This window comes from Paenibacillus sp. R-74696, from assembly GCF_055814915.1.
This window is the reverse complement of the sequence record NZ_JBPULM010000050.1, coordinates 77,362-94,420: the sequence shown is the minus strand read 5'-3', so window position 1 is coordinate 94,420 and position 17,059 is coordinate 77,362. Positions and strand designations below refer to the sequence as shown.

Sequence of the window (17,059 nt, the reverse complement as noted above, 5' to 3'; positions counted from 1 at the left end):
TGCTCAACCAGCACTATTTTCACAAAATGGCGCAAAAACTGTTATAACCTGCTGAAAAAGGTGTAATAGCTATACAGAGCAGCTTATTGATTCGGCCTATCTAAGGCATAAACAAGTGGAGATAAGGGTTAGGAGGTATGCTGAATCAGTAGCGAGCATGGCTTAGGCAGCAGAGACTGCGAGGCTATGGAAAACTGCAGTTGAAAGGATGTTTAACGTAATGAGAAGAAGCAAAGTACTCTCCTTAATTACGATGGTGAGTATTTCCGTATGGCTCAGTGCTTGCAGCGACGATGCGGGGGATGGAGGCAGTGGCGCCCCAGCAGCGATGGACCGGACATGGCCTGAGCAGGCAGTGGCGGGTCAGCACGAGAGACAGGCAGAACCGAAGCAAACCGAGCTGCCAGATGGCAGTGAACCGTCTTCGGCTCTTGCAAGACCGGCTGATCTGCCAAACGATTTTCCGATTCCTGATGACGCTGTTATCATGACCTCCTCCAATTCGGTAAATGAGGGCAAGAAAGTGATATTGCTCAATTTTACGACAAAAAAGTCGATGGATGAGCTTGCTAAGCTTTATCAAGCCTATGCGATAGATAAAAAGCTGGAAAATGGCAGCGTGACTTTTACGGATTCGAAGCTTATGATTGAGGGCTCGATAGATAAAACGCATTCGATATGGCTGCTGGGCACCACACTTTCAGAAGCGGGCGTTTCACAAATTACAGTAACCTGGTCGGAAAATTGACTAGCGTTTAGCAGCAATTATTAAGCTGGATGCAGCCCTGCTTGAAGATTCCTTGCATGAGCTGCTGTGATGATGATTTTTACTTTTAGTGAGAGGATGTTAAAACATGAAAAAAAATAAATGGTTTTCTTTATTGTCGGTCGTTATTATAGCGGGTGTCGTAAGCGCCTGCGGCGATAATGCCGAGAACGGGACAAATACAGCTCCTCAGGAAACAATGAGTGCAGCTCCGGGATATACAGCGGAAAGCACAAGCCCTGGAGTGGAAGCGACGCCAAGCGATGCTGCTGCGTCATCCCCATCTCCATCTCCTTCGGATGAGGGTAAAGGCGGAGGAGAATCGTCTGAAAGCGTGAGACCCGGCTATTTGCCCGCCGATTTCCCGATTCCCGATGATGCGGTTATTATAAATTCGACGGAAAATATCGATGACGGCAAAAAATCGGTTTTGCTTGTTTTCAAGACGAAGGAAAGCTTCGACAAGCTTGGCCAATTGTATAAAGATTATGTAAATGAAAAGAAGCTGAAGGACGGTGCCCAGACGATAGATGATAAAAATATTGTGATTCAGGGAACGATTTCCGGCTCTGAATTCATATCGATCATCGGCGGCAAGCTGGCTTCTGAGGAAGGCATTTCCGAGCTGACTATCACTTGGACAGAGCAGTAGGCTGCGCAGCGCGCGAGGCGGACGCTTTGCCGTGATAACCACAAAGTAATGATGAAATTGAAAGCGTTCCCTGCGAAGCTTAACTTTGCGGGGAACGTTTTTTTTGAGGACGATTCGAGATAAAAAGCGGATTATCATTTAAACCTATTGCCCCAGCCCTATGATTCCGCTATAATGTCCTTTATAGAAGAACAAATGTCTTTTTAGGGGGGACGGAAGTGACGCAGCGGTATTTTGCTGTACGGGAGGATATGCTGCCGGAAGCCATTCTCAAGACATTGCAGGTGAAGGAGATGCTTGCCAGAGGCGAAGCGGCAACGGTGCATGAGGCGGCCGAGAAGGCGAACCTGAGCAGGAGCGCTTTTTACAAGTATAAAGATGGCGTTTATGCGATGCATCAAATTAACCGTGAGCGGCTAGTAACCATTTCCATGGAGCTGGAGCATCGATCGGGTGTGCTGTCAAAGGTGCTGTCGCTCGTGGCGGCGCATGAAGGCAATGTGCTGACGATCAACCAAAGCATTCCCCTGCAAGGACTTGCCCATGTGGTCATTTCAGTTGACGTTTCCCAGCTCAGCGGGGATTTGGACTCTTTAATGGATGTTATTCGCAGCCAGCAGGGTGTGCGTAAAGCCGCCGTAATCGGGCAAGGCTGATGAAATAGAACGTTATTTTATTGAAGTATAAATGGAGGGAATCATATGAAACCAATTAAAGTAGGCTTGCTAGGGCTTGGAACAGTAGGAACAGGTGTCGTCCGCATCGTGGAAGGACATCAGGAGGATCTGCAAAGCCAGACCGGTTCGGCAATTGAAATTGCGAAGGTGCTCGTCAGCAACAAAAACAAAGCGCGCGATATTTCAATCGATCCATCCAAGCTGACAGAGGATCCTTGGGAAATTATCCACAATCCCGAAATTGATGTAATCGTCGAAGTCATGGGCGGAATTGAACAGACGAAGCCATATATTATTGAAGCTTTATCTCGCGGCAAGCACGTCGTGACTGCCAATAAAGATTTGATGGCGCTGCATGGCACGGAAATTTTGGCAGTTGCTCAGGAGCATGGCTGCGATGTGCTTTATGAGGCGAGCGTAGCTGGCGGCATTCCAATTATCCGTACTTTGATCGAAGGCTTCTCCTCCGACCGGATTACTAAAATTATGGGTATCGTTAACGGCACGACGAACTATATTTTGACGAAAATGAGCCAGGAAGGTGCTTCGTACTCCGATGTGCTTAAGGAAGCTCAAGCACTCGGCTATGCGGAGTCCGATCCGACCTCTGACGTTGAGGGACTGGATGCTGCGCGCAAAATGACGATTTTGGCGACGCTTGGCTTCCGCGCCAAAGTGGCCTTGGATGATGTATCCGTTCAAGGAATTTCATCGGTCAGCCGTGAAGACATCCAATATGCGAAGCGTCTGGGTTATGAGCTTAAGCTGCTTGGCATCGCAGAGCGTCAAGATGATGAATTCAGCATTAGTGTACAGCCAACGATGGTGAAGCAAACGCACCCTATCGCGTCGGTTAATGGCGTATTCAACGCCGTATATGTACATGGCGAAGCAGTTGGAGAAACGATGTTTTATGGCCCGGGCGCTGGCGGCATGCCTACGGCTACCTCGATTGTTGCCGATCTCGTGGCAGTTGTGAAAAACTTGAAGCTTGGCGTTAACGGCAAGCAAGGCATTATGACGTATAAGGAGAAGAAGCTCAAAACCGATGAGCAAATTTCCTCAAAATATTTCCTGCTCCTCCATGTAGCAGATCGCGCAGGCGTGCTTGCCCGTATTACTCAAGTATTTGCGGACTTTGAGGTGAGCTTGGAATCGGTGCTGCAGCAGCCGAACCCCGTCAATCCAGAAGCAGAAATTATCGTCATTACGCATGATGCGAATAAAGCAGCGATGCAGAAGGTGTTGCAAACCTTTGAAGAGCTCGATGTTATCCGCAAGGTGAAGAGCGTGTATCGCGTTGAAGGTTAAGCCAACACTAGTAATCGAAGGAGCTTTATAACGTTATGAATAACCGTCGTGTAATCGTAAAGGTGCCTGCGAGCACCGCTAATTTGGGTCCAGGCTTCGATACGCTGGGCATGGCGCTATCCCTTTATGCCTGGGTTGAAATGTCAGTTGCCGAGCGTACGGTGCTGCGCCTATATGGAGACGAAATGACAGGCATCCCTGAGGATAAGTCGAACTTGATCTATAAAGTGGCGCAGCTTGTATTCAAGGAAGCGGGTGTACAGGTACCAGAGCTGGACATTGCGATGTACAGCAATATTCCGCTTACACGCGGACTTGGCAGCAGCGCTTCGGCAATCGTAGGTGCGCTGGTTGCCGCCAATGCGTTAATCGGCAGTCCGCTGTCTGATGATAAGCTGTTTCAGATGGCGACAGCGCTGGAGGGCCACCCGGACAATGTTGGCGCGTCGCTGTTTGGCGGCATTGTCGTGTCCGCTTGGGATGGAGAGCGGGCAGATTATGTTCGTCTGGCGCCGCATGAGAAGCTGGAAGCGCTCGTTGCAATTCCCGCATTCCAGCTGTCTACGGAGAAGGCGCGTCATGCGCTGCCGAAACAAATCAGCATGCAGGATGCGGTATTTAATGTGAGCCGCAGCTCGCTGCTCGTTGCGGCTCTTGCCAGCGGCGAGCTAGGGCTCATTCGCCATGCGATGCGGGATCGCCTGCATCAGCCATACCGGGCAGCGCTTATTCCCGGCATGGCGGAAATTTTGGCCAAAGCGGCCGATTATGGCGCGCTGGGAGCAGCTTTAAGCGGCGCAGGCCCGACGCTCATCGCTTTTGTAGAGTCGGACAGCCCTCGCAAGCAGGAGCTGGAGCATTTTCTGCTGGGAACGTTGAAGCAGGAAGGGATTGAGGCGCAGACGCTATGGCTGAAGCCATGTGCGGAAGGGCCGGTAGTAACGATAGAGCAGGCAGAGGCTGGCACAGAATCGCTGGGCTTGCTTGAGCGGATTAGAGGAGAGGCCGTATGAGTACGACTAAATCGGTTGCTTTACTGCCAGCGGGTTCTGTATCAGACGAAGCGGCACGGCAGTTTTTTGCTGGAGAAGAAGTAGCGTGGAAGCATCATCGACTCATTGCCGATGTGTTTCTGTCGACGGTTAAAGGGGAAAGCGGCTATAGCATTATTCCGATTGAGAACACAATTGAAGGCTCGGTTAGTCTGCATATGGACTGGATGGTTCATGAAGTGGACTTGCCGATTCAGGCCGAATGGGTGTATCCTTCCATTCAAAATTTAATCGGCAGGCGTTCAGAGCTGACGAATGAGTATGGCGCTGTAGATTATTCCCGTGTGAAAAAGGTAATCAGCCACCCGGTGGCAATGGCGCAGTGCTTGCAGTTTCTTAGAAGCGAAATTCCGCATGCTGATACCGAGCATGTTGGCAGTACATCTGAAGCGGTGCGTATCGTACGCGACAATCCGGGAGCAGGCTGGCTGGCGATTGGTACGTCAAGAGCGGCAGCAAACAATGAGCTTGATATTTTGCAGGCAAGCATTACCGACCACAGCAACAACTATACGCGATTTTTACTCGTGGGTGAGCAGCCTTATACGGCGCGGCAGTCGGATTTCAAGAAGACGAGTATTTTGGTGAATTTGCCGGATGACTATCCAGGTGCGCTGCATCAGGTGTTGTCAGCTTTCGCATGGCGCCGCATCAATCTGTCGCGTATTGAATCGCGTCCGACGAAGAAAAAGCTGGGTAATTCCTATTTTTATATCGACATTGAGATGTCGCTTGATACCGTGCTGCTTCCAGCTGCGATTTCTGAAATTGAAGCTATCGGTTGTCAGGTACGCGTGCTGGGCTGTTATCCAAGCTTTACGTATGAGCAGCTCCAGCAGTCGAAAGGATAATAGCTCGGGTAACAGATATGGGGAATGCGGCAAGTTACCGCATCTCTTCTTAGCTGTAAGGATAGATTAAATGGCTGAATTAGGCCGAGGGAATTGATTTTTGCTAATAGCGAGACGCACAGCTTCTGGGAAGCTGGCTGCGGCTCGCTATTTTTTTTGCAAAATTGGGGACACCTGCCCATGTGCTGCATAGGATATAAAGATTGATAGCAAGCAAACATGCACGGCAGTATTTATGCTTGTTATTTAAAGAACGTGACAGGAGGTTGTCGGCAAGTGAAAATTTATGTAGTGAAGAAAGGCGATTCCCTCTACTTAATCGGTCAGAAGCATCATGTTACGGTTGAGGAGATTTTGAAGCTTAATCCTTCCATTACGAATCCAGACGTCATTGAGGTGGGCATGAAAATTAAAATCCCATCCTCATCCCATGGAACTGGTGGAATGGACATTATGCACCAATATGTGGTGAAGCAGGGGGATACGCTGTGGAAGCTGTCCAAGGCATGGGGAGTTCCGCTCGCCGATATGATCAAAGCGAATCCTCAACTTAAAAATCCCAATGTGCTTATGACAGGCGAAATTGTCAATGTGCCAAAAGCGGGCCATATGACGACTACACCGACTACAGGCGCGGGGACTACGGGAGCAGGGACGACTGCAGCTGGAACCGGCGGTCATGCAGGACATCATGCCCTGCATCCGCTGTCGGTCATGCAAGGGGTACAGCAATGGGTTGGCGGTAAAAAACCGACAGGGCAAATACCTGGCAAAACGCCGACTGCGCCAGTAACCGAAAAAACGCCAACCGCTCCTATTGCGAAGACGCCAACCGCGCCAATAACGAAGACGCCAACCGCTCCCATTGTGACGCCTACATTGCCGGAGGCAGCACCTGCGCCACAGCCAAAACCAAAACCGCTGCCAATTGAGAAGCCAGTGGAGAAAAAGACGTACCCGGTTTATTCCCATCATCAGCAAAGCGTTGACTTGTTTATGCAATATGGCACGCCTGCGGTAGAAGCCTCATCGACTTATCCGACTACGACTGTATCTCCCGCTGCAACTGCTCCTACTTGGCCGCAATACGGTGGCTACGGCATGCCTACGATGGTATCACCTGCCCAAACAGGCGGTTACGGTCATTGGGAGCAGCCAACTATGGTTAGCCCTGCAAGCCATGGAGGAGGCTATAATCCATGTCCTCCAGGCATGTATCCGATAGGTGGTATCGGCGCTGGTGGCTACGGTTATGGCGGTCAAGTGTCGCCAGCTGAGACGCATGGTTACGGTTATGGCGGAATGGTATCGCCGGCAGAAACACAAGGCTACGGCTACGGTGGAATGGTATCACCTGCGGAGTCGCAAGGTTACGGCGGAATGGTATTGCCTGCAGAAACGCAAGGCTACGGCTATGGTGGAATGGTATCACCTGCGGAGTCGCAAGGTTACGGCGGAATGGTATCGCCAGCAGAAACGCAGGGCTACGGCTATGGTGGAGCCGTATCGCCAGCAAGCACGCAAGGTTACGGCGGAATGGTATCGCCAGCAGAAACGCAGGGCTACGGCTATGGTGGAGCCGTATCGCCAGCAAGCACGCAAGGTTATGGCGGAATGGTATCGCCAGCAGAAACGCAGGGCTACGGCTATGGTGGAGCCGTATCGCCAGCAAGCACGCAAGGTTATGGCGGAATGGTATCGCCAGCAGAAACGCAAGGCTACGGCTATGGTGGAGCCGTATCGCCAGCAAGCACGCAAGGTTACGGCGGAATGGTATCGCCAGCAGAAACGCAAGGCTACGGCTATGGTGGAGCCGTATCGCCAGCAAGCACGCAAGGTTACGGCGGAATGGTATCGCCAGCAGAAACACAGGGCTACGGCTATGGTGGAGCCGTATCGCCAGCGAACACGCAAGGCTATGGCTATGGCGGAATGGTATCGCCAATTGGCAACAACTGCAACGGCTATCCCGTTTCAGCATTTCCTCCGTTCCCGCCGTACGGATATTATCCTATGCAAACCGCTGGAGTAGAGACACAAAAACCATGCAATTGCGGCTGCAAGGATAAGCGCGAAGAAGATGAGGAAGTAAAAGAAATAACGAGAATCAATGTGAAAAACGGCAAAAACAATACGCAGCGCAAATCCAATAAAAAAGCGGTTATTCGCACCGTTGCCCCTCGCTCGAGAACGAGCAAGCAAAACAGCAGCCCTTGGATTAGCCGTTAAAAAACGTAATAAAGCACCTTGTCTCCTAGTCAAGTCTACAGCTGGCAGATAATTAACAAGAGCGCTGCCCAATAAGCTGTCTTCGGTATCGAACCGAAGACAGCTTGTTTCATTTTCTTTGCGGACCACAACGGTTGAGAAGCGCATGTCATTTTCGTTTATGCTTAGTTTCATTTATTTGATTCTGTTCATGAGGTTGATGCTATAATCAAGTCATTAGAAAGCTCAAACCATTGTAAATGGCGGCATTCTACTTGGACAACTGACAGAAGCTTCGTTGACTTGGAGGTTAGCATGGTTGCAATGAATAAAGGTGAAAAAACGACAGGAACAAAAAGATTGTTAAAGGATAGAATTGAGGAAACGGCTCTGTATATGGAAGCGCATTTTGGCGATAGATTGACAAGGAATCAACTTGCACAAATGGCTGGTCTAAATCCAGAGCATTATTCAAGATTATTCAAAACATATAAGGGACAATCTCCCGTTGACTTTTTGACGGAACTGCGAATTCAGGCAGCCAAGCTGCTGCTGCAGCGTCCGGGCATCACAGTCAAACAGGTTGGACGAATGGTTGGCTTCGACGATCCCTATTATTTTAGCCGCCGCTTTAAGTTAAATACGGGCGCCGCACCTTCAGCGTACAAACAAGAAAAGCCATTGCGTGTTGTAGCGGTTGACTACTATGGACATATACGAGCGCTTGGTATTCGTCCTGTAGGTGTCAGTGCAGGCATGGTCGGACTTAGAGGGCTGCTTGCGGACTGGTCTGATGATGCTCTAGATGTAGGAATAGATGAATTCCCCTATTATGACTCTGATGTAACAGATCAATTAAAGCCCGATATTGTTGTAGGTCCAACTTCCTGGCTGCAGCGTGGGCAGTGCGGAGCGAAGGTTATAGAGGTGGATGACAAAAAAGATCCTTTATATGTTCAATTTAAAGCAATTGGAAGTGCTTTAGGTTTGGAGCTACAAGTAGAGGAATGGCTGCGGAATTATGAAGGGAGAGCTCTTGAGCTTAGAAACAGGTTATTTAGGAAGATGGAAGGGCAGACGATTGCGGTTTTCCGTGTTCGGGCTGATTTTCTTCAAATGTATGGAAACCAAATTATGGGCTATTCGTTGTACCGTTCGCTTGGTTTGACACCACCTTATAAGCTTGCGAAGCAATTCGAAATAAATGATAGCTATCACTCCACAGTCATAACTCTGGATGAGCTGCCTTTTTTCAGGGCGGATCACCTTATCGTCGTCGTGCAGCCTGATGAGGAGACTCGCCAAGTATGGGCCGACATTCAAGAGTCTTCTGTATGGTCATCCTTCCCCGCCGTGCGCAGCGGCAATATTTATCTAGTTGATGTACACCAGTGGCTGGCTTATGATCCGTTGTCCATTATGGCGCAAATGGAAGAAGCGGCTGTGTTGCTAGGCGCAGGAATTGAGGGAGAAGAATATGAATAAGATACATAACAATCCATCAGCAATCATGATAGTGTATGGATATTATTAAGAAGGAAGCCCTATAATCGATTATGATAATCATTCTTAATTATAGGGCTGAAGGGGAATAAGAAAAATGAAACAGATAGGCAGCAGCAGAGGATTGTACATGGCAGGAATGCTGGTCATTTTATTCGTTATTGCGGCATGTGGTTCAATGGCAGACAAGCCGTTGGAGGACGGAGGAAGCAACATGGCTCTGAACGCAGAACAAGCCGATGTGACTGCGGGGACAAGAATATTCACCGACGATATGGGGAGGGCTGTGGAAATTCCAGTCTCGCCGCAAAAGGTTGCTGTATGCGAGTTTTCTTCGGTGGCCATAACGGTTGGCATTCAGCCGATTGCGGTTTGCGATAATGATTTTCTTAACTCGTTCATAAAACCATCACTGGCAGGCGTTGATTCTATCGGTGATCCGCCAAATGTTGAGAAAATAGTAGAGCTTTCACCGGATTTAATGATTTTTAGTTCTGTCTATCCGGAAATCTATCCTGATATTATGGATAAATTAGAAAAAGTATCTCCGATTGTGTACATTAAGTTCAGCGATCCAATTTATGATGTTTTTCCTAAAGTTGCGGATGTATTGGGAAAGAAGTCATTAGCGAGTGGTTGGATTAAAGATTACGAGACAGAAAGGGATGTTTCGCGAGCGAAGGTGAAGCAAGCCATTGGAGATGAATCGGTTTCTATTCTCCTTATCGAGGAAGGCGGACTGCGAATTTATTTGAGTACTAACTTTGGTGGGTATGTCGTGAGGACAGCCTTACAAGCCAAAGCAGTCGATAAGGTTCAGGCAGAAATGAATAAGGATCGTTGGAAAAATGCGGTTGTCGTCTCGCAGGAGCTGCTTCCAGAGTATGTAGGGGATCATCTACTGCTCATTGTAGAGGATGAGGAAGACTACAATGAGCTTCAGAAATCAGGCTTATGGCAAGGATTGCCGGCAGTCAAGAATGGAAAGGTACATCTACTCGACCAAGACAAATATTATCTAGCAGACAGTATTACAATTAGAGAAACGATGAAAGAAGTGGCTGACTTGCTAGCTTCTGGTGGAAAAAAGTAAACTCGTCCATGCTCAACATTCACTTTGCCTAAAGCGTCAAGAGAAGCCATGCAGTCACCATAAACGGTATGGCTTCTATTAACCATCCTTCAACTGGTCCACAACCTCCTGCAGCAAACCCATTTCCGTCTCCTTTAATTTATGCAATTGCTCCATTTGCTTGTACAAAGCATCCGAGCTTCGAGTAAGCCAATATTTTAAAATGGAATTTCTTACAGCATGCACAGCCGCCTCCAGCTTTCTCCATCTGTTCAAAATTTGATTATCATCAATCAAATGCTTGTTATTAATCATGTAGTCTAATCGCATAGTCATACATTTCTTATGGTCGTAAAGCAGGTGAAACGATCTAATATCAAATACAACCTCCTCTTGAGCCAAATATTTTAAATAATCGGAGGCCTTGTCGTATACATTAATGCCGAAGGTTAGCCCGGGTGTGCCTGTAGCTTCGTTGTAATATTCATCCGTATGTGCCCTAGATAAGAGATAGGCTTTCATCGTATTTTTCACGTATTTTAGAGAAAAAGCATAGTCGTTATTTTCGAGAGGCTTCAATAAATAAAGATGCTGTTTAAAATCATGGGCTTCGATTTCTAATAAATGAAACGCTTTGCTAAAAGCCTCGTAATCACAGGTGATATTCGTTGAGTATTTTCCATTGGCATTATTGTCGCAGAAATACAGCTTTTTATTGGCATCATCATACCCATTTATCATGACTTCATGTGGGGATTTCGCAGAAATTTCATATTCTTTTATATAAAAACGGTCGATCATAACGATCACATAATAGCCGCCGTCAATCGATGCTTTAATAAAATCAAGCAGGTCATTATTCAAAATAGTCGAGCTTCGCCTGTCTATCGCTATCCGCTGAAAATCAATAAAAGGGCAGTCATAAAACTCAACCATTTTATCTCTATAATAACCATTGTAGAAAAAAGTATATAATTGGTTTGGATCGGGAATATCGAATAAATTAATATAATTATTCATAAACCACATTTTTTTCGAATCTACGCGAGATATAATCGAATAAAAATCACTGTAAAACCAATAGGAATCAATAATTTGTTTTACTTCGACTGGAAGGATTTTCACCGGCAATGTGATCATTCCTTTTCTATTTGATAGAGTATCTATTGGACTAACTTAATAAATAAGCTCATCATGCGTGAAGTATTTTCAATATATCATTACTGGAAAAAATATGAAAGTTTTATATTGAAAAACCTTTCATTTAGCTTGTTTAAGACACTGGGGCGTGTGCATTATGATGGAACTAAAGCTTATCTAAATCAAAATGTTGACAGATCAGCACTTCCTCCCTAAGATTAAGAGTGGATTACGGACAAGACAGGCTGATTAGCCTGCAAAACTTCATAATTGTATGAAAATAGGTGCGGTACGAAGGCAAGGACATATAGGCCTTAGTTCGCTTAAAAGGGAAGTTCGGTTAAAGGCCGACACGGACCCGCCACTGTAAAGGGCAGCAGCTAATCAATGAGCAAGCTGCGCTCCCCTCACAAATAAACCACTGGCTGATGAGCTTCTTTTCGTCGCAGAACGAATTGCAGATGCTCGCCCTAGCCGGGAAGGGAAGAGAGGGAGGCCCCAAGTCAGGAGACCTGCCTGTTTTAACATCACTGTTTGACCTACGGTGCTTAGGGAGGTGGTTGGTTATGCCCATTTATTGCAAAATGTCTAACGATTATTTGCTGCTCCATGACGAGCAGAGGCAGATAAGGTTTAGTTATTTATCATAAAAGCATTTCTGACTGCTTTCTTAAGGGTCGGGGATGCTTTTTTTAAAATGTAGGAAAGGATATGATTTTTCTATCCTTTCTCTATATTTCTACGCGAAACGGTAGCTTTGCCGCCACAGGACGGCTTTCGGCCGTTTACGCTTACTAGAAGGGGAGACAAAAGAAAAATGAACAACACGAAGAAGCCATTTAGCTTGTCACTTGGAATGATGATCGTTTGCCTGATGCTGGTGCTTGCAGGATGCAGCACGAATGCTGACTCAAACGCAGGGAAGGGCACCAATGCTGCCGGGGAAAACAACGCTTCTGCCGCAAATAAAACACTGACAATGGCGTACACCTGGAACCCGGCAGGCGTTGATCCGCATGGCGATGACAGCTGGGACGTTATGCGCTCTGGCGCAGGGGAAACGCTTATTAAATTGAATGAGCAGCTGCAGCCGGCCGCTTGGCTTGCGAAGGAGTGGAAGCAGGAGGATGCTAACACGTGGACGCTCAAGCTGGAGAACAACGTAACGTTTCACGACGGCAAAAAGATGGATGCAGAAAGCGTGAAAGCTTCGCTGCTTCGTTCCATTGAAAATAGCCATTTGGCGAAGGATTTGCTGCTGGTGAAAGATATAGAAGTGGTTGCACCGGATGAGCTGAAACTTATAACAACACAGCCGAACTCGGCTATCATTTCCAGCTTGGCTGATCCAAGCACGATTATTCTTGATGTCGACAGCATGAAGGAAGCGGGCAGCTACCCGGCCATGACGGGAGCTTTCAAAATCAAGCAGTTTACGAAAGACGTATCGCTTGTTGTTGAGCGTTATGATGGTTATTGGGGACAACCGGCGAAGCTTAAGGAAGTGACAATGAAGTTTGTAACCGATGGCAATACCCGCCTGATGGCGCTGCAAGCTGGCGAAGTAGATGTTGCTACGGACATTCCGATTGACAGCATTGAGTTGGTAGAGAAGGACAGCAAGCTGGAAGTGCTGTCTGCACCATCGGTTCGTACACATATGGTATTATTTAATATGAATTCTGCTTTGTTTAAAGAAAAGGCGAACCGCGAGGTTGTAGATCAAGCCATTCCACGCGAGGCGATTATTGAATCTGTTATGCGTGGCTATGGCACGAAAGCGAAAAGCCCATTCCCGGAAATTTTGCCATTTGGCAAAGTAGCGGAGCAAGCAGCAGGGGAAACGACGGAGCAATTGCTGAGCGCTGGCGGCTGGCAGAAAAATGCTGCAGGCATGTGGGAGAAGGAAGGCAAGCCATTCGAGGCGACGCTCCTTACGTTCCCGCACCGCCCAGAGCTGTCCGTAATGGCAGAGGTGATTCAGAACCAACTGCTTAATGAAGGCATTACCGTGAAAATTCGCAAGGTTGAAAATATTGATGCTGAGCTTGCGAAGTCCGATTGGGATCTTGCTATGTACAGCATGCTGACGGCACACACGGGCGATCCTCAATATTTCTTGAACATTTTCTATCAATCAGCTAGCGAATCGAATGTCAGCCATTATGTATCGAAGCCGCTTGAGACGGTTATTAACAAGCTGAACGAAACGTCTGCTACAGAAGCACGCAATGCGCTTGCGATAGAAGCTCAGGACATTATTAATGAAGATTTGCCGCAGTCGTTTATCGTACACCCCGATAATGTATTTGGTGTGAAAAAAGGGGTAACGGGCTTTATTCCGCATCCGATTGAATATTATTATGTGACAGCTGAAGTCGATATCACCTAAGTAAAGGGTGTACCTAAGTATGCTTCGTTTTTGGCTTGAACGCATCGCGCAAATGCTTTTGGTTATTTTTTGCGTAGCGACGCTGACCTTCATTTTAATGAGGGTGTCTCCTGGCGATCCGGCGAGAATATTGCTGACCACGCACAATATCCCGGCTTCACAGGAGGCGATTGACGCGCTGCGGGAGGAAATGGGACTGACGGATTCCTTGTGGAGCCAATATATACGCTGGCTCGGCGATGTATTTACATGGCAGTGGGGGACATCTTATATGTCCAAAGAGCCAGTTGCAGGCGAACTGCTTAAAAGGCTGCCCGCCACACTGGAGCTGGCCTCTGCTGGTGCATTTGTCATGCTGCTGGCAACCTGCCTCATCGGCCTCGCCACCGCAATCTTTTCAACAGGGCTGCTTGACCGGATGGGCCGATTGCTGGCGCTGCTTGGCGCCTCGATCCCCTCCTTTTGGCTCGGTTTTTTATTGATTTATTTTTTCTCGGTCCGTCTTGGCTGGCTGCCTTCCATGGGACGCGGCGGCCTTGCTCACCTCTTAATGCCGGCGGTTACGCTTGGGCTCGGACTTGGTGCGGTATATGCCCGGGTTTTGCGGACGAATATGCTCGAGATGAACAGCCAGAACTTCGTCAAGGCATCGCGTGCGCGAGGCTTGTCCAAGGGAAGGATTTTAATCTTCCAAGTGTTTAAGCATGCGTTTTTGCCGATTTTATCGATGCTGGGGACAAGCTTTGCTTTTATGCTGGGGGGGAATGTGATCGTTGAGACGATCTTCTCCTGGCCCGGCGTAGGCAAATATATTATTGAAGCGATAACGGCGCGGGATTATCCGGTCATTCAAGGTTATGTGGTATTCACCTCCTTCTTGTTTGTCGCGATCCATTTGGCGGTTGAAGTTTTTTATGTGCGCTTGGACCCGCGGCTGCGGGCAAGCTAGGAGGTACCCTTTTTTTATGCGGACCCTTTTTCAGAAAAAGAATACAAGCCTGCTGCTTGGCATCGGCCTATTTGCAGTCATAATACTGCTGGGCGTGCTTGCCCCGTGGCTCGCGCCTCATAACCCGCTGCAGGTCAATTTATCCAATCGGCTTCTGTCGCCGAGCGGCGAATACCCTTTTGGCACCGATCATTTGGGGCGCTGTATTTTATCTCGTATTTTGTACGGCATTCGGACGACTGTTTCGATTGCTTTTGTTATTTTGGGATTGAGCTTATGCATTAGCTTGCCGATCGGGCTGTTGACCGGCTATTTTGGCGGACGCACCGATCATTTTTTCATGCGGCTGATGGACGGCACGCTCGCTTTTCCCGATTTTGTGCTGACGATTGCGATTGTGGGCATTCTCGGACCCGGGTTTACGAATATGATCCTTGCGATTGTTATCGTGAGGTGGGCCAATTATGTCCGGCTTATCCGCGGGCTTGTGCTTAAGGTAAGCAAAGAGGATTACTTAATTACAGCCCGCATGTCCGGTAATTCTCATTTGCGAATTATGCGACGTTATATTTTGCCGCAGATTGCAGCGCCAATTGCTGTATTTAGTACGCTGGACATTGGCAAAATCGTGCTGCTCATCGCCGGTCTATCTTTTCTCGGCCTAGGCGTGCAGCCGCCGACTCCTGAGTGGGGCGTCATGCTGCATGATGCTACGCGTTATTTCCAGCTGGCGCCGCATGTCATGATTTTTCCGGGGCTTGCGATCGTGAGCTTCGTGTTATCATGCCAATTAATTGGCGACCGATTTAAAGAGCAGAACGCTTACGTTCCGAAAGAGGTGTAAGATGGCGGAAAGCAGCACGAACATTATCAGCAGCGCCAACCTTAACGATGCACCGCTGCTCTGCGTTCAAAATATAGAAATTTCCCGGCAGCAGGCTGGAAAATGGTGCCCTATCGTCGAAAATGTTTCCTTGGAGCTTCATGCTGGTGAAATGGCTGCGCTTGTAGGGCCAAGCGGCTGTGGCAAAAGCATGACGGCCCATGCGCTTGTCGGGCTGCTGGAAACCGGGCTGCGCCTGACAGGCGGGCAAATTTTTTACGGGGGCGATGATATTTCCCGTTATGATGAGCGCCGCATGCAGCAGCTTCGCCGAGAGGAAATCGCCTTGCTCATTCAGCATTCGCTTAGCGGACTTGATCCGATCCGCACGGTGCGCAAGCAGATGGTCGAGACGCTGAAGCTGCAGGCGAAGCGATCGCGCAAAGAAATGGAATCGTATTTGTATATGCTGCTGCAACGTATTGGCTTTGCGGACCCGGAACTGATATTGGACGCATACCCTTTTGAGCTAAGCGGAGGCATGCGCCAGAGGGTGCTGCTTGCGATGATGCTGAGCACGGAGCCGACGCTGTTTATTGCCGATGAGCCAACGACGGCGCTGGATGCCCTCAATCGCGACCGGGTTTTAGCTTTGCTAAAGCAGCTGCAGGCGGATTTTGGCCTGACGGTGCTGCTCATTTCGCATGACGAGCAAAGCGTCCGCAAATTCGCGGATCGTGTGATTACGATGCAGCCCAGCGGGATAACCTCAGTCCAAGCGAGAGGAAGCGCCCTATGATCGTGTTGGAGTTGCGTCAGGTGTCCAAGGCATATCCGCTGCGGTTGCTGAGAAGGCGAAGAGGGCTCAAGACGCAGGACGGCAAGGCGTCCGTTCAAGCTGTGAAGCAGGTAGATCTTGCGCTGCACCTTGGTGAAACGCTTGGGCTTGTTGGAGAAAGCGGCAGCGGGAAAAGCACATTAGCCAAGCTCATTATGAAGCTTGAAACGCTGAGCTCCGGGCAAATTTTGCTCGGCGGCCAGTCTATTCATGGACCTCATATGAAGGATCTGCAGGTATACAAAAGCGTACAGCTTGTGCTTCAGGATTCTGCATCCTCGCTGCATCCCCGAATGCTTGTGAAGGAAGTGCTTGCGGAGCCGCTGCGCAATTTTGACGCGAAGCGTCCGCCGGAAATTCGGGAGGCCAGCGTGCAGCTTATACGTGCCGTCGGCTTGGATGAAAGCTTCTTGGAGAAGCTGCCGCATCAGCTAAGCGGCGGACAGAAGCAGCGTGTATGCATCGCAAGAGCGCTGGCCGTGCAGCCGGATTTGATTATTTTCGACGAGTCGTTAGCCAGTCTCGATCCATTATCACAGTCATCTATTGTGGAGATGCTCGAGCAAATTCAGCGAGAGCAAGAGCTATCCTACTTATTCATTACGCATGATCTGGGGCTTGCCCGTCAGCTGTGCGACCGAGTTGCCGTCATGTATCAGGGAGAAATCGTAGAAACGTTTAGCCAGTGGGAGGAAGGGGCGCTAAAGCATCCGTATACCCAAGCTTTATTTGCGACGCTTGCTGAGGCTGTAAATGTGGGATCTGCTGAAAACGCGAAAAACGCTGAGTAGAAGGTTGTCGGTAGAATGAATAGAAGCTAGCTTG

15 protein-coding genes and 1 riboswitch are annotated in these 17,059 nt (G+C 48.5%); of the genes, 14 read left to right on the top strand and 1 reads right to left on the bottom strand.

Features of this window, described 5'->3' with window-relative positions; all coding sequences use genetic code 11:
* Positions 1-220: 220 nt before the first annotated feature.
* The 9 genes from ACSR9A_RS28910 (at position 221) to ACSR9A_RS28870 (ending at position 10,113) form a co-directional block, all read left to right on the top strand.
* Positions 221-748: a hypothetical protein gene (locus ACSR9A_RS28910; RefSeq protein WP_473761771.1), complete on the top strand. Its 528-nt coding sequence runs from the start codon at positions 221-223 to the stop codon at positions 746-748.
* A 106-nt stretch (positions 749-854) separates the two neighbouring features.
* Entirely contained in the window at positions 855-1,418 is a 564-nt protein-coding gene (locus ACSR9A_RS28905; RefSeq protein ID WP_473761768.1) for a hypothetical protein, read from the top strand.
* 218 nt (positions 1,419-1,636) lie between these two features.
* Positions 1,637-2,074, top strand: a complete 438-nt coding sequence (locus ACSR9A_RS28900; RefSeq protein ID WP_341281759.1) for an ACT domain-containing protein — start codon at positions 1,637-1,639, stop codon at positions 2,072-2,074.
* A 45-nt stretch (positions 2,075-2,119) separates the two neighbouring features.
* Positions 2,120-3,406 carry a homoserine dehydrogenase gene (locus tag ACSR9A_RS28895; RefSeq protein ID WP_473761766.1) on the top strand — a complete coding sequence of 429 codons (1,287 nt, stop codon included), beginning with the start codon at positions 2,120-2,122 and terminating at the stop codon, positions 3,404-3,406.
* Between the two features lie 35 nt (positions 3,407-3,441).
* The gene (gene thrB / locus ACSR9A_RS28890; RefSeq protein WP_473761764.1) at positions 3,442-4,419 is read left to right on the top strand and encodes a homoserine kinase; all 978 of its coding nucleotides are present in this window, start codon (positions 3,442-3,444) and stop codon (positions 4,417-4,419) included.
* A complete protein-coding gene (pheA, locus tag ACSR9A_RS28885) occupies positions 4,416-5,309 on the top strand; it encodes a prephenate dehydratase (RefSeq protein WP_473761762.1) in 894 nt (297 codons plus the stop codon). Before thrB ends, pheA begins: the two co-directional genes overlap by 4 nt.
* 276 nt (positions 5,310-5,585) lie before the next feature.
* Positions 5,586-7,538, top strand: a complete 1,953-nt coding sequence (locus tag ACSR9A_RS28880) for a LysM peptidoglycan-binding domain-containing protein (RefSeq protein WP_473761760.1) — start codon at positions 5,586-5,588, stop codon at positions 7,536-7,538.
* Between the two features lie 294 nt (positions 7,539-7,832).
* Entirely contained in the window at positions 7,833-9,002 is a 1,170-nt protein-coding gene (locus ACSR9A_RS28875) for a helix-turn-helix domain-containing protein (protein WP_473761758.1), read from the top strand.
* A gap of 115 nt (positions 9,003-9,117) precedes the next feature.
* On the top strand, positions 9,118-10,113 hold the full coding sequence (locus tag ACSR9A_RS28870) for an ABC transporter substrate-binding protein (RefSeq protein WP_473761755.1): 996 nt from the start codon (positions 9,118-9,120) through the stop codon (positions 10,111-10,113).
* A 78-nt stretch (positions 10,114-10,191) separates the two neighbouring features.
* On the opposite strand, the gene ACSR9A_RS28865 is transcribed toward ACSR9A_RS28870, so the two are convergent.
* A complete protein-coding gene (locus tag ACSR9A_RS28865; RefSeq protein ID WP_473761752.1) occupies positions 10,192-11,223 on the bottom strand; it encodes a hypothetical protein in 1,032 nt (343 codons plus the stop codon).
* A gap of 274 nt (positions 11,224-11,497) precedes the next feature.
* Positions 11,498-11,766: riboswitch (cobalamin riboswitch) on the top strand.
* 283 nt (positions 11,767-12,049) lie between these two features.
* Here ACSR9A_RS28865 and ACSR9A_RS28860 point away from each other — a divergent pair.
* From ACSR9A_RS28860 to ACSR9A_RS28840, 5 genes are read left to right on the top strand one after another with little or no spacing between them, the layout of a single operon-like run.
* Positions 12,050-13,624, top strand: coding sequence for an ABC transporter substrate-binding protein (locus ACSR9A_RS28860; protein WP_473761750.1), 1,575 nt, complete (start codon positions 12,050-12,052; stop codon positions 13,622-13,624).
* 19 nt (positions 13,625-13,643) lie between these two features.
* The gene (gene nikB, locus ACSR9A_RS28855) at positions 13,644-14,573 is read left to right on the top strand and encodes a nickel ABC transporter permease (protein ID WP_473761747.1); all 930 of its coding nucleotides are present in this window, start codon (positions 13,644-13,646) and stop codon (positions 14,571-14,573) included.
* A 16-nt stretch (positions 14,574-14,589) separates the two neighbouring features.
* Positions 14,590-15,417 (top strand): nickel transporter permease, encoded by an 828-nt coding sequence (nikC, locus tag ACSR9A_RS28850; RefSeq protein ID WP_473761744.1) that lies wholly within the window; start codon positions 14,590-14,592, stop codon positions 15,415-15,417.
* A 1-nt stretch (position 15,418) separates the two neighbouring features.
* Positions 15,419-16,195 (top strand): ATP-binding cassette domain-containing protein, encoded by a 777-nt coding sequence (locus ACSR9A_RS28845; protein ID WP_473761742.1) that lies wholly within the window; start codon positions 15,419-15,421, stop codon positions 16,193-16,195.
* Complete coding sequence (locus ACSR9A_RS28840) at positions 16,192-17,025, top strand: ABC transporter ATP-binding protein (protein WP_473761739.1); 834 nt, start codon at positions 16,192-16,194, stop codon at positions 17,023-17,025. The genes ACSR9A_RS28845 and ACSR9A_RS28840 overlap by 4 nt, the downstream gene beginning before the upstream one ends.
* Positions 17,026-17,059: the final 34 nt, after the last annotated feature.

Excerpts from the sequence above, each read along its gene's own strand:
- ACSR9A_RS28910 (WP_473761771.1), top strand. The coding sequence starts at position 221 with ATGAGAAGAAGCAAAGTACTCTCCTTAATTACGATGGTGAGTATTTCC.
- ACSR9A_RS28905 (WP_473761768.1), top strand. The coding sequence starts at position 855 with ATGAAAAAAAATAAATGGTTTTCTTTATTGTCGGTCGTTATTATAGCG.
- ACSR9A_RS28895 (WP_473761766.1), top strand. The coding sequence starts at position 2,120 with ATGAAACCAATTAAAGTAGGCTTGCTAGGGCTTGGAACAGTAGGAACA.
- thrB (WP_473761764.1), top strand. The coding sequence starts at position 3,442 with ATGAATAACCGTCGTGTAATCGTAAAGGTGCCTGCGAGCACCGCTAAT.
- pheA (WP_473761762.1), top strand. The coding sequence starts at position 4,416 with ATGAGTACGACTAAATCGGTTGCTTTACTGCCAGCGGGTTCTGTATCA.
- ACSR9A_RS28875 (WP_473761758.1), top strand. The coding sequence starts at position 7,833 with ATGGTTGCAATGAATAAAGGTGAAAAAACGACAGGAACAAAAAGATTG.
- ACSR9A_RS28870 (WP_473761755.1), top strand. The coding sequence starts at position 9,118 with ATGAAACAGATAGGCAGCAGCAGAGGATTGTACATGGCAGGAATGCTG.
- ACSR9A_RS28860 (WP_473761750.1), top strand. The coding sequence starts at position 12,050 with ATGAACAACACGAAGAAGCCATTTAGCTTGTCACTTGGAATGATGATC.
- nikB (WP_473761747.1), top strand. The coding sequence starts at position 13,644 with ATGCTTCGTTTTTGGCTTGAACGCATCGCGCAAATGCTTTTGGTTATT.
- nikC (WP_473761744.1), top strand. The coding sequence starts at position 14,590 with ATGCGGACCCTTTTTCAGAAAAAGAATACAAGCCTGCTGCTTGGCATC.
- ACSR9A_RS28845 (WP_473761742.1), top strand. The coding sequence starts at position 15,419 with ATGGCGGAAAGCAGCACGAACATTATCAGCAGCGCCAACCTTAACGAT.
- ACSR9A_RS28840 (WP_473761739.1), top strand. The coding sequence starts at position 16,192 with ATGATCGTGTTGGAGTTGCGTCAGGTGTCCAAGGCATATCCGCTGCGG.